The sequence below is a fragment of the Pontibacter chitinilyticus genome (assembly GCF_039748935.1).
Classification (GTDB): domain Bacteria; phylum Bacteroidota; class Bacteroidia; order Cytophagales; family Hymenobacteraceae; genus Pontibacter; species Pontibacter chitinilyticus.
The window spans coordinates 96,433-109,454 of record NZ_JBDIZJ010000012.1 but is presented as its reverse complement, the minus strand read 5'-3'; the positions used below and the strand labels follow the sequence as shown (position 1 = coordinate 109,454).

Sequence of the window (13,022 nt, the reverse complement as noted above, 5' to 3'; positions counted from 1 at the left end):
ATTTATAGGCTCAGGTCGAAGCCAAACAGACTGATTCGGAACCATTGGATCGGTCATGACTTGTTCAATCGAAAGAATGCACAGCCATTCAGCAATCTAATCATCCGTGTTATACTTGTTAATGAACTGCCGCGTGGTGCGATCGCCTTTTCGTACAAAAGGCCGGATGATCAGGCGCGTACCGTTTTCATAAGTGAAGAATTTATAGATCCAGTTGCTGAGCACCACCAGTTTGTTACGGAAGCCGATGAGGTACATGATGTGCACAAACAACCAGGTAACCCAGGCAAAGAAACCGCTCAGGTGAATATTTTTCGGCAAGTCGGCCACGGCCTCGTTGCGCCCGATAATTGCCAAAGAGCCTTTGTCAAAGTACTTGAACCGCTCCAATGGCTGATTATGAATAAGCTTGCGCAGGTTTTTGGCCAGCAGCTTGCCCTGCTGGATGGCTGGCTGCGCCACACCCGGATGTCCTTTCGGATATTCCTCGGTTTTCATGAAGGCAATATCCCCGATGGCAAAAATGTCTTGAAAGCCAAGCACCTGGTTATACTCGTTTACCAAAATGCGGCCCCGCTCCACCGATGTGGCCGGGAGCCCGTCTACTAAAGCACCGGCTACACCTGCCGCCCAGATCAGCGTATTCGTCTGGATTTGCTCGCCCCCTTTCAGCACCGCCGTCACACCGTCATACGATTCTACCAGGGTATTCAGTTTAATGATTACTCCCTTTTCGGTGAGGTACTTAAAGGTTTTCTGGCTAGCTTCCGTAGACATAGGCGGCAACACCCGGTCCATTCCCTCAACCAAAAAGATGTTCATTTTATCAAAATCGACACCCGGGTAATCGTTCGGCAGCACGTGCTTGCGCATCTCTGCCAGCGCACCAGCCAGCTCCACGCCTGTTGGCCCGCCCCCGACAATCACGAAGTTCATCAGGCTCTGGCGCGTTTCCGGGTCGGCGGTCATGTTGGCCTGCTCAAAAGCCTGCAGCATCTGGCTGCGCAAATTCAGCGCGTCCGGTATCTGCTTCAGCGGGAAAGCGTACTTTTTCACCTGCTCGTTGCCAAAATAGTTCGGCTTGGTGCCTGTCGCGATCACCAGGTAATCATAAGGCAGGTCGCCAATGAGCGTTGAAACGGTTTTCGTCTCCGGGTTAACGCTTGTCACGCGCACAAGCCGGAAGTGAAAGTCCTCAAACTCATCGCCGCCAAACATCTTGCGCAACGGCTCTGCAATAGAATCCGGCTCCAGACCGGCAGTGGCTACCTGGTACAGCAGCGGCCAGAAACCATGGTAATTTTGTCTGTCGAACAGCACCACCTGAAAATCTTCGCATTTGAGTTTTTTACCCAGGTTAATGCCGCCAAATCCGCCGCCAATAATCACCACGCGCGGTTTGGTAGTATCCGGAATATTGAGAGAGAGCTTATCTGGTTCAAGCATAGGTGTATATCTTTAAGCTGTTAATTCGGCAGAAAGGACTTCTGCCTGGCTTTTATGTCTGTAGGTACGCATTATCATACGCACTTAGCTATACTTGCGAATAACGCAACAGCTAATTGTTAGTTTCCTGCTTCGGAGTTACTGGCGAATTCTGAGGGGGAAAAGAGGCGAAAGCGTGATGCCACCCCAGATCATTGGATAGCTAAAGTATAGCCGTAACCTTTCACCTGAAGTAGAACAGGCGCTTCAACGTATAAGCTAGCACCAATAGGGCGGCAAGATTTTTAACTTTACCTGTACGTTTTGCAGGCAAGTATAAGTGAGGATATTAAACTATTACTTATCCTGTTTAAAATCGCCGTTGATGAGTGATTTGATAAGCGCCGGAATGGCAAAGGGGCTGATAGTCGGGTACATGTAGCGGTTTTGCTGCTGTATCTGCTGCTGCTGGTTAAAGTACCGGAAGTTGCCTTCGCCACCCATCGGCGTACTTTTAAAGAGCTCTTCTAGCCTTTTCGGGTCCAGGTTGCGCATGGCAATAGCACGTCCCTCGTCCGGTAGCTTTACTTTAGCAATAGCTTCGCGCAGGTCACGCTCCGTTGGCCACGGAAAAACATCTACGGTTGGTAGCTCCGTCGGGTCTTCCTGCATTTGCATGATGATGGAGTAGCTCTGGCTGCTGTAATTCTTAGGAATGATGAGGTACTGCTTTTTATAACCCAACGCACTGAAGATCACACTATCGCCTGTTACCACCGGCACTGAAAAGAAGCCGTACTGGTTTGTTTGCGTACCGCGAATGGTGTTGGGCACATACACGCTTACCCCCGCCACGCCATACAGGCTATCGCCAACGGCCACAAAGCCTGACAATTGCACTGCGTGGTTCCGCTGCTGCGCCATACCTTGTTGCGGTATAGCCAGTACCATCAGTAATGCGGCCAGAAGAGGTAGAAAAAGCCACCGCGATGGGCTGAACAGCGAAGTATAAGTTTGCGGAAGTAGGTTCATGCAGTACAATAATAGGATATATTCTTTTATAATAGCAGCTTTTGCCTAATTTTGTTTACGCTGCCAACCTAATTTATGAGGCTCAAACACTTTAGTCTTTCTTTTGGAGAACAGGTTTTTAAAGCCCTGGCCGATGAGTCCCGCATCCGCATCCTGCACCTGATCCTGCGCAACAAAGAGATGTGTACTTCAGACCTGGAGCAGGTGCTGGACTTCACTCAAACCAAAACATCACGCCACCTGGCTTACCTGCGCAACGCCGGGCTGGTAACCTCGCGCAAGCAGGACCAGTGGGTCCATTATACGATCAAGGAAGAAACCGCTGATCTGGTGTCGCAGGTTTTTGGCTACCTGGAGCGTGACGCCCAACTACAGAAGGATGCGGAAACGTACCGGATCCTGTACTCGAACCGCGAACTGGCTGTGAATAAACTACACGCCGGCCGCTGGACGGCTTCTTAGCCGAAAAAAAAGCATGATCGTTTAATAACTATTCACGCCGGAATTTATTGCCCTAGAGCAGCAAAAGCCGGCTTTCTATTAGCTTTACATGAAAACGTATACCCATATTCTTTTTGACCTGGACCACACACTCTGGGACTTTGAGAAAAATTCTGAAGAAACACTTTATACTTTATACGACCAGTTTGACCTGGCCCGCTTCGGCAGCTTTACCAGCGAATCCTTTTATAAGAAGTATAAGTTTGTAAACAACCGCCTCTGGGACCTGTACCGCAAAGGCAAAATAGACCAGAAACAGCTGCGCGACGCCCGGTTTGTGAAAACGCTGATGGGCCTGGGCCTGCAGCACCACCAGGTGCCGAAGGAGATCAGCAAAGCTTATACCGACCTGTGCCCCACCAAAACAGCCGTTTTTCCGTTCACGCACGAGGTGCTGGAATACCTGCAGTCCAAGTATAGCCTGCACATTGTTACCAACGGGTTTAAAGACATGCAGCATGTGAAGATGAGCGGCTCTAAACTCACGAACTACTTTCAGGAAATTGTTACGTCGGAGTGCTGCGGCTACAAGAAACCTGACAAACGCATCTTCGACCATGTGCTGGAGCGGATTGGCAGCCGGGCAGAAGAATGCCTGATGATTGGCGATAACGTGGAGTGCGATATTGAAGGCGCACGTATCAGCGGCATCGACCAGGTATACTTTAACCCCGACAAGATCAAGGCAAAGATTCATCCCAGGCCAACGTTTGAGATCCATTGCCTGAGCCAGTTAAAGCAAATATTATAGTGTTCATCCATCAAAGGCTTTTATACATGAATATCGTGCATCCGCTTTCCCGAAAAATTACGATGATAGTGCTGGCGCTGCTGGTTTTTGGCTGCAGTACTTCTTCTGAAAGAGCCAGTGAAAAAGACAGCATCAAGGCAGGAAAGAGAGATTTTGCCGTGATGGCTTACTATACCGGCGAGCCTGCAACCCTGGATGAACAGTCTGTGGGGCAGCTCACGCACATCATCTACAGCTTTTTTCATTTGGAAGGCAACACGCTTAACAAACCAACACGGCAGGACAGCGCCTCTCTCACCTACCTGACTTCCTTAAAGCAAACGCACCCCGACTTGAAGGTTATGTTTTCGCTGGGCGGCTGGGGTGGCTGTGAGTACTGCTCTCCTGTTTTTGCAACTGCCGAAGGCCGCGAGGCCTTTGCCAAGTCGGTAAAGGCATTCTCCCGCCAGTATCACCTGGATGGCATCGATCTGGACTGGGAATACCCGGCCATAGAAGGTTTTCCGAACCACCGGTTTACGCCCGAAGACAAAGCCAACTTCACGCTGCTGGTGCAGGAACTCCGCAAAACGCTCGGCAAAAACTACATCATTACCTTTGCCGCCGGTGGCTTTAACAAATACCTGGAGCAGTCGGTGGCCTGGGATAAAGTGATGCCCCTGGTTGATTATGTGAACCTGATGAGCTACGACCTGGTAAATGGCAACAGCACCGTAACCGGGAACCATACCCCTTTGTATTCGACTCCGGCCCAGGTAGAATCGATCGACAATGCTGTTCGGTACCTGGACTCCGTAGGTGTGCCGGCTGGCAAGATTGTGGTGGGCGCTGCTTTTTACGCCCGCGTTTGGGAAGGCGTGCAAGATCAGCAGCATGGCCTTTACCAAAGTGGCCGGTTTAAGGAGGCTGTCGCTTATAACGAGCTAAACAGGTACTTCGGCGAAAATCCCGGCTATACTACCTACTGGGACTCTACCGCACAGGCATCCTACAGTTACAACCCTGAAAAGCAGCTTTTCGCTACCTATGACGATTCGCTTTCTATTGCTAAAAAAACAGCTTATGCGCTGCAGTATCACCTCGGCGGCATTATGTTCTGGGAGTTTTCAGGCGACAACAGGCAGGAAGGCCTGCTGGATGTAATTGACCGGGTAAAACAGCAGCAGAGCGCCGCCCAGTAAAAGTGCTATGTATGTGCTGCCTATAGTATACCTGCTGGAACAGCCGCAACTCCTTCGCTGAACGCTGGGCCGGATGCGGCATTTAGCGGAAATCGGCGTACCTTTGCGTTTGAGGCCACCGCTATACTTGTAGCCGCCTCCGCATACCTTACTCATACTTATAAATCAAATTATAAACGCATGGCAACCGGATTTTTTAAAGTACCAACTCCTGTTAACGAACCCGTAAAATCTTACGCTCCCGGCTCTCCTGAAAGAGAAGAGCTGCTGCGCACGTATAAAGAATTAAAGTCGCAAGAGCTGGACGTGCCGATGTACATTGGCGGCGAGAAAGTATACACCGACACCAAGCAGCCTATGCGGCAGCCCCACGACCACCAGCACCTGCTGGGCCACTTTAATGAGGGCGATGCCACCCACGTGGAACAAGCCATTAACGCGGCCCTGGCTGCCCGCGAGCTATGGGCCAACATGGCCTGGGAGCAGCGCGCCAGCATTTTCCTGAAAGCCGCCGAACTGATCGCCGGCCCCTGGAGAGCCCGTCTGAACGCGGCCACCATGCTGGGCCAGTCTAAAAACGCTTACCAGGCTGAGATCGACTCTGCCTGCGAGCTGATCGACTTCCTGCGCTTCAATGCTTACTTCATGACGGAGATCTACAGCATGCAGCCGGAGTCATCGCCGGGCGTTTGGAACCGCATGGAGCACCGTCCGCTGGAAGGTTTCGTATTCGCCCTCACGCCGTTTAACTTCACGGCTATTGCCGGCAACCTGCCTACTTCGGCGGCCATGATGGGCAACGTAGTGGTATGGAAGCCTGCCGACACGCAAGTATATGCCGCCCACATGATCATGGAAGTTCTGCGCGAAGCCGGTCTGCCGGAAGGCGTGATCAACTTAGTATATGTGGATGGCCCTACCGCAGGAGATGTAATCTTCAACCACGCCGACTTTGCCGGCATTCATTTTACCGGCAGTACCGGCGTGTTCCAGCACATCTGGAAGACCATCGGCACCAACATCCACAAGTATAAAGGCTACCCGCGCATTGTAGGCGAAACTGGTGGCAAAGACTTCATCCTGGCCCACCCATCTGCCGATGCGAAGGCGCTGGCTACGGCTATCTCACGCGGCGCTTTTGAGTACCAGGGCCAGAAGTGCTCTGCTGCCTCCCGTGCCTACATCCCTAGCAACCTCTGGGATGAAGTAAAGAGCTACGTGCAGGAAGACCTGAAGACCTTTAAAATGGGGGCGCCAGAAGAATTTTCGAACTTCGTCAACGCTGTGATAAGCGAGAAATCATTTGATAAGATCGCCCAGTACATCGATAATGCCAAGAACAGCAACGAAGTAGAGATTATTGCTGGTGGCAATTACGATAAGTCGAAAGGCTACTTTGTGGAGCCAACCGTATTGCTGGCGCACAACCCGACGTACGTGACCATGTGCGAGGAGATCTTCGGACCAGTGATCACGATCTATGTGTATGACGAAAATAACTTCGAGGAGACGATCCAGTTGGTAAACGCCACATCGCCGTACGCCCTGACCGGTGCGATCTTCAGCCAGGACCGCTACGCCATCGAGTATGCTACCAAAACATTGACTGATGCGGCCGGTAACTTCTACATCAACGACAAGCCAACCGGAGCGGTGGTAGGTCAGCAGCCATTCGGCGGCGCCCGTGCTTCCGGCACCAACGACAAAGCGGGTTCGATGCTAAATCTGCTGCGTTGGGTATCGCCTCGCTCAATCAAAGAAACGTTTGTACCAGTAAAAGACTACCGTTACCCGTTCCTGGGTGAGGACAAGTAAAGCAATCCTCTGATATACTTTTAACAGCGGCCATACTTCCAGCAAGTATGGCCGCTGTGTTTTTCTCCTTTTTGCATCCAATTTATACTTTTGATTGTTGGTGATTTATCCCTAATTTTGCTCCCTAATTTACCAAAGGATAAAACCATTATGGAACCAGCTGTAAATCAGCAGTATGTACCATCCGACTACCTGCCTATTCTGATTCAGTTCATGGCCGCGCTGGGCTTTGTGATCTTTGCCCTCACGCTTACCCACCTGCTGGGACCCAAGCGCAAGAGTGACGTGAAAGGTGCCGCCTGGGAAAGTGGTATCGAGTCAGTGGGGGATGCTCGCACGCCGATCTCCTACAAGTACTTTATGACGGCCATCCTTTTTGTACTGTTTGATGTGGAGATCATCTTCCTCTATCCGTGGGCTGTGAACTTCCGCAGCTTCGGTTTGGACGGTTTTTTGCAGATGCTCGTGTTTATGGGCCTCCTGCTGGCTGGTTTCTTCTACGTGATCAAAAAGGGCATCCTGAAGTGGGAATAGGACATTAAACTTTTACAAGGCCACTGGTGTTCAGACTAGGCACCGGTATGTGCATTTGTGAAATCAAAAATCCTTAAAATGAGCGATTCAAATAACGATATCAAATTAGTAGATGCACCCGACGGGATCTCTGGTGCCGGCTTTTTTGCCACCTCTTTCGAGAAAGTAATCGGCCTGGCGCGCAAGCACTCGCTGTGGCCTTTGCCGTTTGCCACCTCTTGCTGCGGTATAGAGTACATGGCCACCATGGGCTCGAACTATGATATTTCCCGCTTCGGTTCGGAGCGCCCGAGCTTCTCGCCCCGCCAGGCCGACATCCTGATGGTGATGGGGACCATTGCCAAGAAAATGGGCCCGGTGGTAAAGCAGGTGTACGAGCAGATGGCCGAGCCCCGCTGGGTGATCGCTGTAGGTGCCTGCGCTTCTTCGGGCGGTATTTTTGACACTTACTCTGTGCTGCAGGGCATCGACCGCGTGGTGCCGGTGGACGTGTACGTACCGGGTTGTCCACCCCGCCCCGAGCAGATCCTCGACGGCCTGATGCGGGTACAGGACCTGGCAGAAAATGAATCGCTGCGCCGCCGCAACTCACCGGAATATCAGGCGCTTTTGGCCTCTTACAACATTAAATAAGCAATGGAGCTTACGAACGAAAACGTACTCGGCAAGATCATCGGGCAGTTTGGGATCGATAACATCTGGGACGCCGTGAACCCGGACGGTATCATGACCTTCCAGACCAACCGCGAAACCATCATCGACCTGATCCAATACCTGCACGACGACGAGGAACTGCAGATCAGCTTTCTGACCACTATGTGCGGCATCCATTACCCGGACCAGAAGGACAAGGAACTGTGCGTGATGTACCAGTTGCACAGCCTGCGCCACAACTTCCGGGTGCGCATCAAGGTGTTCCTGCCTAGCGCAGATCCGGTTATCCCAACGCTGACCACTGTTTACTCAGCGGCGAACTGGTTGGAACGCGAGACTTTTGACTTCTATGGCATTAAGTTTACAGGGCACCCGAACCTGATCCGCATCCTCAACATCGAGGAAATGGAGTACCACCCGATGCTGAAGCAGTACCCGCTGGAAGACCAGACGCGGCACGACAAGGTAGATACGTTTTTCGGGCGATAAGCCTATAAGCTGTTGCTGGCCGGAGTTCCGGAGCAGCGCGCAGCAAATAACAAAGGACATATAGCTATGGCTACTGAAAATAAAACCGCTGAACTGACCGAAATGGAGCAATTCCGCCTCAAGCACGGACTTGCCCTGAAAGACGAACAGCCCCTTACCACGCTCAACCTGGGCCCAACACACCCGGCCACGCATGGTATTTTCCAGAACATCCTGCAGATGGATGGCGAGAAGATTGTAGACGCCGTGCCAACGATCGGCTACATTCACCGTGCCTTCGAGAAAATAGCAGAGCGCCGGCCGTTCTACCAGATCACGCCGCTCACCGACCGCATGAACTACTGCTCGGCGCCCATCAACAACATGGGCTACCACATGACGGTAGAAAAGCTGCTCGGCATTACCATCCCGAAGCGTGCGCAGTACATCCGCGTGATCATGATGGAGCTGGCCCGTATCTCCGACCACCTGATCTGTAACTCGATCCTGGGAGTGGACTCCGGTGCCTTTACCGGCTTCCTGTACGTGATGCAGGAGCGGGAGCATATTTACGACATTTATGAAGAAGTATGCGGTGCCCGCCTCACCACGAACATGGGCCGCATCGGGGGTATGGAGCGTGACCTCACGCCGAAAGCCCTGCACCTGATCGGCGAGTTTCTGAAGCGCTTCCCCAAAGTATGGGCGGAGTTTGAGAAGATGTTTACCCGCAACCGCATCTTCATCGACCGTACCACCGATGTAGGGGCTATCTCGGCAGAACGGGCGCTGAACTATGGCTTTACCGGCCCGAACCTGCGTGCCGCAGGTGTGGATTATGACGTGCGCGTAATGAATCCCTACTCGTCTTACGAGGACTTCGAATTTGACATTCCGGTGGGTACCAAAGGCGACACGTATGACCGCTTCCTGGTGCGCAACGAAGAAGTATGGCAGAGCTTAAAGATCATTGAACAGGCCTACAAAAACCTGCCCGAAGGCTCCTACCACGCCGATGCGCCGCATTATTACCTGCCCCCCAAGCAGGAAGTATACCGCAACATGGAGGCCCTGATCTACCACTTTAAAATTGTGATGGGTGAGGCCGACATTCCGGTCGGCGAAGTATACCACAGCGTAGAGGGCGGCAACGGCGAGCTAGGCTTCTACCTGATTAGCGACGGCGGCCGCACACCTTATAGATTGCACTTCCGCAGACCTTGCTTTATCTACTACCAGGCTTATACCGAGATGATCAAAGGCGGCCAGTTAGCTGATGCCATCCTGACCTTGAGTAGCCTGAATGTAATTGCCGGAGAGCTAGACGCATAAACATTTATCATTTAACATTGATCAATGATAAATGATCGATGACAATTAAAAAAATGGCAGAGACACTAAATAAAGTGACCTTTTCTGATGCAGCCCTGGCCGAAATGCAGCGCTACATCAGCCACTACCCCGAAGGACGCCAGAAGTCAGCCCTGTTGCCGATCCTGCACATTGCGCAGGCCGAGCTGGGCGGCTGGGTAAGTCCGGAAGCGATGGATACCATTGCTGAGATCCTGAACATACAGCCAATCGAAGTATACGAAGTGGCTACTTTCTATACCATGTTCAACCTGAAGCCGGTGGGCAAGCACGTGCTGGAAGTATGCCGCACGGGCCCTTGCTGCCTCCGTGGTGCCGACCAACTCATCGAAACGCTGAAGCAAAAGCTCAACATCGAAGAAGGCGAAACAAGTGCCGACGGCATGTTCACGCTGAAGCCGGTGGAGTGCCTGGCCTCCTGCGGAACAGGTCCGATGCTGCAGGTGCGGGAGGTGTTCTACGAGAACCTCGATAGCGAAGAGCGGGTAGATGAGTTCCTGGAAATGATGCGCCACAAAGAGCACGAAACCCCAACCTGGGCGAAGTAATTTTGACCTTGTGACAAAAGACAGTTTGACAAAAGACATTATCATCACATGACCTCTTGTCCTTTGTCACCAAGTCCTTTGTCCATATAAAAGATAAACAATGGCTCGCTAGCAGCAACAGTAGCGGCCACCTATACATCCTGTTACAATGGGACTTAAAATATTAACTGAACATATCAACGTACCCGGCATCGAAACGCTGGAAGTATACCGGAAGCACGGCGGCTACAAGTCTGTAGAGAAAGCTGTGAAAACGATGACTCCGGAAGAGGTGGTGGAAGAGGTAAAAACTTCCGGCTTGCGTGGTCGTGGGGGTGCCGGCTTCCCGACGGGTATGAAGTGGAGCTTTTTGGCCAAGCCGGAAGGTGTGCCGCGTTACCTCGTTTGCAACGCCGACGAGTCGGAGCCGGGCACCTTTAAGGACCGCTGGTTTATGGAGCACAACCCGCACGCGCTGATCGAAGGCATGATTACCTCGAGCTACGCGCTGGGGGCTAATACTTCTTACATCTACATCCGCGGTGAGCTGATGTTTGTGCTGCGCATACTGGAGAAAGCGATTGCGGAAGCATACGCTGCCGGTTTGCTGGGCAAGAACATCCTGGGCTCCGGCTATAGTTTGGACCTGCACGTAGCGCCCGGTGGTGGTGCCTACATTTGCGGTGAGGAAACTGCCTTGCTGGAATCGTTGGAAGGCAAGCGCGGCAACCCGCGCAACAAGCCACCATTCCCGGCGGTAAAAGGCCTGTTTCAGAGCCCGACAGTAGTAAACAATGTGGAAACCATTTGCGCTGTGCCTTGGATCGTGAACAACACGGGCGCCGAGTATGCCAAAATCGGTATTGGCCGCAGCACGGGCACGAAACTGATCTCAGCCAGCGGCAACATCAACAAGCCAGGCGTGTACGAGATTGAACTGGGCGTGCCGGTAGAAGAATTTATCTACTCCGATGAATACTGCGGTGGCATCTGGAAAGGCCGTGAACTGAAGGCCGTTGTGCCGGGTGGTTCGTCTGTGCCGATCCTGCCAAAGAATCTTATACTTAAAACAGCAGCCGGTGAAGACCGCCTGATGAGCTATGAGTCTTTATCGGATGGTGGCTTTGTAACGGGCTCTATGTTGGGTTCGGGCGCGTTCATTGTGTTTGATGAAGAACAGTGCATTGTGCGTAACACGTGGAACTATGCCCGCTTCTACCACCACGAGTCGTGCGGCCAGTGCAGCCCATGCCGTGAAGGTACCGGTTGGATGGAGAAAGTACTGCACCGCATTGAGTATGGCCACGGCCATCAGCAGGACATCGATCTGTTGGTAAGTGTTGCCAAGCAGATAGAAGGCAATACGATTTGTCCGTTGGGAGATGCGGCAGCATGGCCAGTGGCCGCTGCGATCCGCCACTTCCGTGACGAGTTCGAGTGGCACATCAAGTATCCGAAAGAGGCAACAGCCCCTGGCGCGGTATACAGAGGACAATTGGATGCGATAACAGCTTAGTTTTAGACACAAGTATCAAGACGTTAGACATAAGACTTTCAGAGGTCATGTTGGTTTGTTTTGATTTAGGAATAATGTAAGATAAAACGTCTTTCTTCCTGTCACTCTGAAAACAACGGTGGTAAGTCATTAAGGCAAAACCTCCTTCCAGATCCTTACTGGATGATAAAAAGGGGATAGTAGAATAGTAACAGTATAGCATAGAAGTTTGTGTTGGTCAGCTCTCTTGCGGGAGATGAGCAACGACAACGAACAACGATAATAAAATGGCTAAAGTAACAATTGACGGCATTGAGATAGAGGTAGAAGACGGAACTACCATCTTGCAAGCCGCTAGAAAAATAGGTGGCAAAGTGGTGCCGCCCGCCATGTGTTATTACGGACCACTGAAGGGCAGCGGCGGCAAATGCCGCGTGTGCCTGGTAAAAGTAACGCAGGGCTCCGCCAAAGATACCCGCCCTATGCCCAAGCTGGTCGCCTCGTGCATTACGCAGGTGCAGGACGGCATGGTGGTGGAAAACACTACGAACGAAGAAGTGCTGAACGCGCGCAAAGGCATTGTAGAGATGTTGCTCATCAACCACCCCCTGGATTGCCCTATTTGCGATCAGGCTGGGGAGTGCAGCCTGCAGGACCTCTCGTACGAGCATGGCGTGAGCGCCACCCGCTACGAAGAGGAGCGCCGCACCTTCAACAAAGTGGACCTGGGCCCATACATCCAGCTGCACATGACGCGCTGCATCCTGTGCTACCGTTGTGTGTATACTGCCGACCAGATCACACCGGAGCGTGTGCATGGTGTACTGGGTCGTGGTGATGCTGCGGAGATCGGAACATACATCGAGAATGTGATTGATAATGATTTCTCCGGCAACGTGATCGATGTGTGCCCTGTTGGTGCTTTAACGGATAAGACCTGGCGCTTTAAAAACCGTGTGTGGTTTACCAAACCGTTGGATGCGCACCGTGACTGCCCGACCTGCTGTGGTAAAGTAACGCTCTGGACGCGCGGCGACGCTGTTTTGCGTGTTACGGCCCGCAAAGACCAATACAACGAAGTGGAGGAGTTTATTTGTAATACCTGCCGTTTCGATAAGAAAGAAGTAAGCGACTGGACCATTGAAGGCCCGCGCCACATCGACAGTCATTCTGTTATTTCGGCAAACCACTACGAACTGCCCGTGATCAACGTGCCGATCGTACCAAACCTACCCGTATCTACCAAGAAAAACCTGCCACAGGCATAA

The 13,022-nt window shown here is 52.0% G+C and carries 13 protein-coding genes; 11 read left to right on the top strand and 2 right to left on the bottom strand.

Annotated elements, in window-relative coordinates; genetic code table 11:
- Positions 1-96: 96 nt before the first annotated feature.
- Positions 97-1,446, bottom strand: a complete 1,350-nt coding sequence (locus ABDW72_RS16625; RefSeq protein ID WP_347159724.1) for an NAD(P)/FAD-dependent oxidoreductase — start codon at positions 1,444-1,446, stop codon at positions 97-99.
- A 336-nt stretch (positions 1,447-1,782) separates the two neighbouring features.
- Positions 1,783-2,457 (bottom strand): carboxypeptidase-like regulatory domain-containing protein, encoded by a 675-nt coding sequence (locus tag ABDW72_RS16620; protein WP_347159723.1) that lies wholly within the window; start codon positions 2,455-2,457, stop codon positions 1,783-1,785.
- A 75-nt stretch (positions 2,458-2,532) separates the two neighbouring features.
- Between ABDW72_RS16620 and ABDW72_RS16615 the strand changes: the two genes are divergently transcribed.
- From ABDW72_RS16615 to ABDW72_RS16565, 11 genes are all read left to right on the top strand, one after another.
- The gene (locus tag ABDW72_RS16615; protein ID WP_347159722.1) at positions 2,533-2,919 is read left to right on the top strand and encodes an ArsR/SmtB family transcription factor; all 387 of its coding nucleotides are present in this window, start codon (positions 2,533-2,535) and stop codon (positions 2,917-2,919) included.
- 88 nt (positions 2,920-3,007) lie between these two features.
- Positions 3,008-3,709: a YjjG family noncanonical pyrimidine nucleotidase gene (locus ABDW72_RS16610; protein ID WP_347159721.1), complete on the top strand. Its 702-nt coding sequence runs from the start codon at positions 3,008-3,010 to the stop codon at positions 3,707-3,709.
- 26 nt (positions 3,710-3,735) lie between these two features.
- On the top strand, positions 3,736-4,890 hold the full coding sequence (locus ABDW72_RS16605) for a glycoside hydrolase family 18 protein (protein WP_347159720.1): 1,155 nt from the start codon (positions 3,736-3,738) through the stop codon (positions 4,888-4,890).
- A gap of 180 nt (positions 4,891-5,070) precedes the next feature.
- Positions 5,071-6,705: an L-glutamate gamma-semialdehyde dehydrogenase gene (gene pruA, locus ABDW72_RS16600; RefSeq protein ID WP_347159719.1), complete on the top strand. Its 1,635-nt coding sequence runs from the start codon at positions 5,071-5,073 to the stop codon at positions 6,703-6,705.
- A gap of 150 nt (positions 6,706-6,855) precedes the next feature.
- Positions 6,856-7,239: an NADH-quinone oxidoreductase subunit A gene (locus tag ABDW72_RS16595; RefSeq protein ID WP_347159718.1), complete on the top strand. Its 384-nt coding sequence runs from the start codon at positions 6,856-6,858 to the stop codon at positions 7,237-7,239.
- Between the two features lie 78 nt (positions 7,240-7,317).
- Positions 7,318-7,872, top strand: a complete 555-nt coding sequence (locus ABDW72_RS16590) for an NADH-quinone oxidoreductase subunit B (protein WP_068837211.1) — start codon at positions 7,318-7,320, stop codon at positions 7,870-7,872.
- A gap of 3 nt (positions 7,873-7,875) precedes the next feature.
- Positions 7,876-8,382, top strand: a complete 507-nt coding sequence (locus tag ABDW72_RS16585) for an NADH-quinone oxidoreductase subunit C (RefSeq protein ID WP_347159717.1) — start codon at positions 7,876-7,878, stop codon at positions 8,380-8,382.
- A 102-nt stretch (positions 8,383-8,484) separates the two neighbouring features.
- Positions 8,485-9,693: an NADH dehydrogenase (quinone) subunit D gene (gene nuoD, locus ABDW72_RS16580; protein WP_347159761.1), complete on the top strand. Its 1,209-nt coding sequence runs from the start codon at positions 8,485-8,487 to the stop codon at positions 9,691-9,693.
- Positions 9,694-9,746: 53 nt separating this feature from the next.
- Positions 9,747-10,280, top strand: coding sequence for an NADH-quinone oxidoreductase subunit NuoE family protein (locus tag ABDW72_RS16575; RefSeq protein WP_347159716.1), 534 nt, complete (start codon positions 9,747-9,749; stop codon positions 10,278-10,280).
- Positions 10,281-10,428: 148 nt separating this feature from the next.
- Positions 10,429-11,775 (top strand): NADH-quinone oxidoreductase subunit NuoF, encoded by a 1,347-nt coding sequence (gene nuoF / locus ABDW72_RS16570; protein ID WP_347159715.1) that lies wholly within the window; start codon positions 10,429-10,431, stop codon positions 11,773-11,775.
- A gap of 266 nt (positions 11,776-12,041) precedes the next feature.
- Positions 12,042-13,022: an NADH-quinone oxidoreductase subunit G gene (locus ABDW72_RS16565; RefSeq protein ID WP_347159714.1), complete on the top strand. Its 981-nt coding sequence runs from the start codon at positions 12,042-12,044 to the stop codon at positions 13,020-13,022.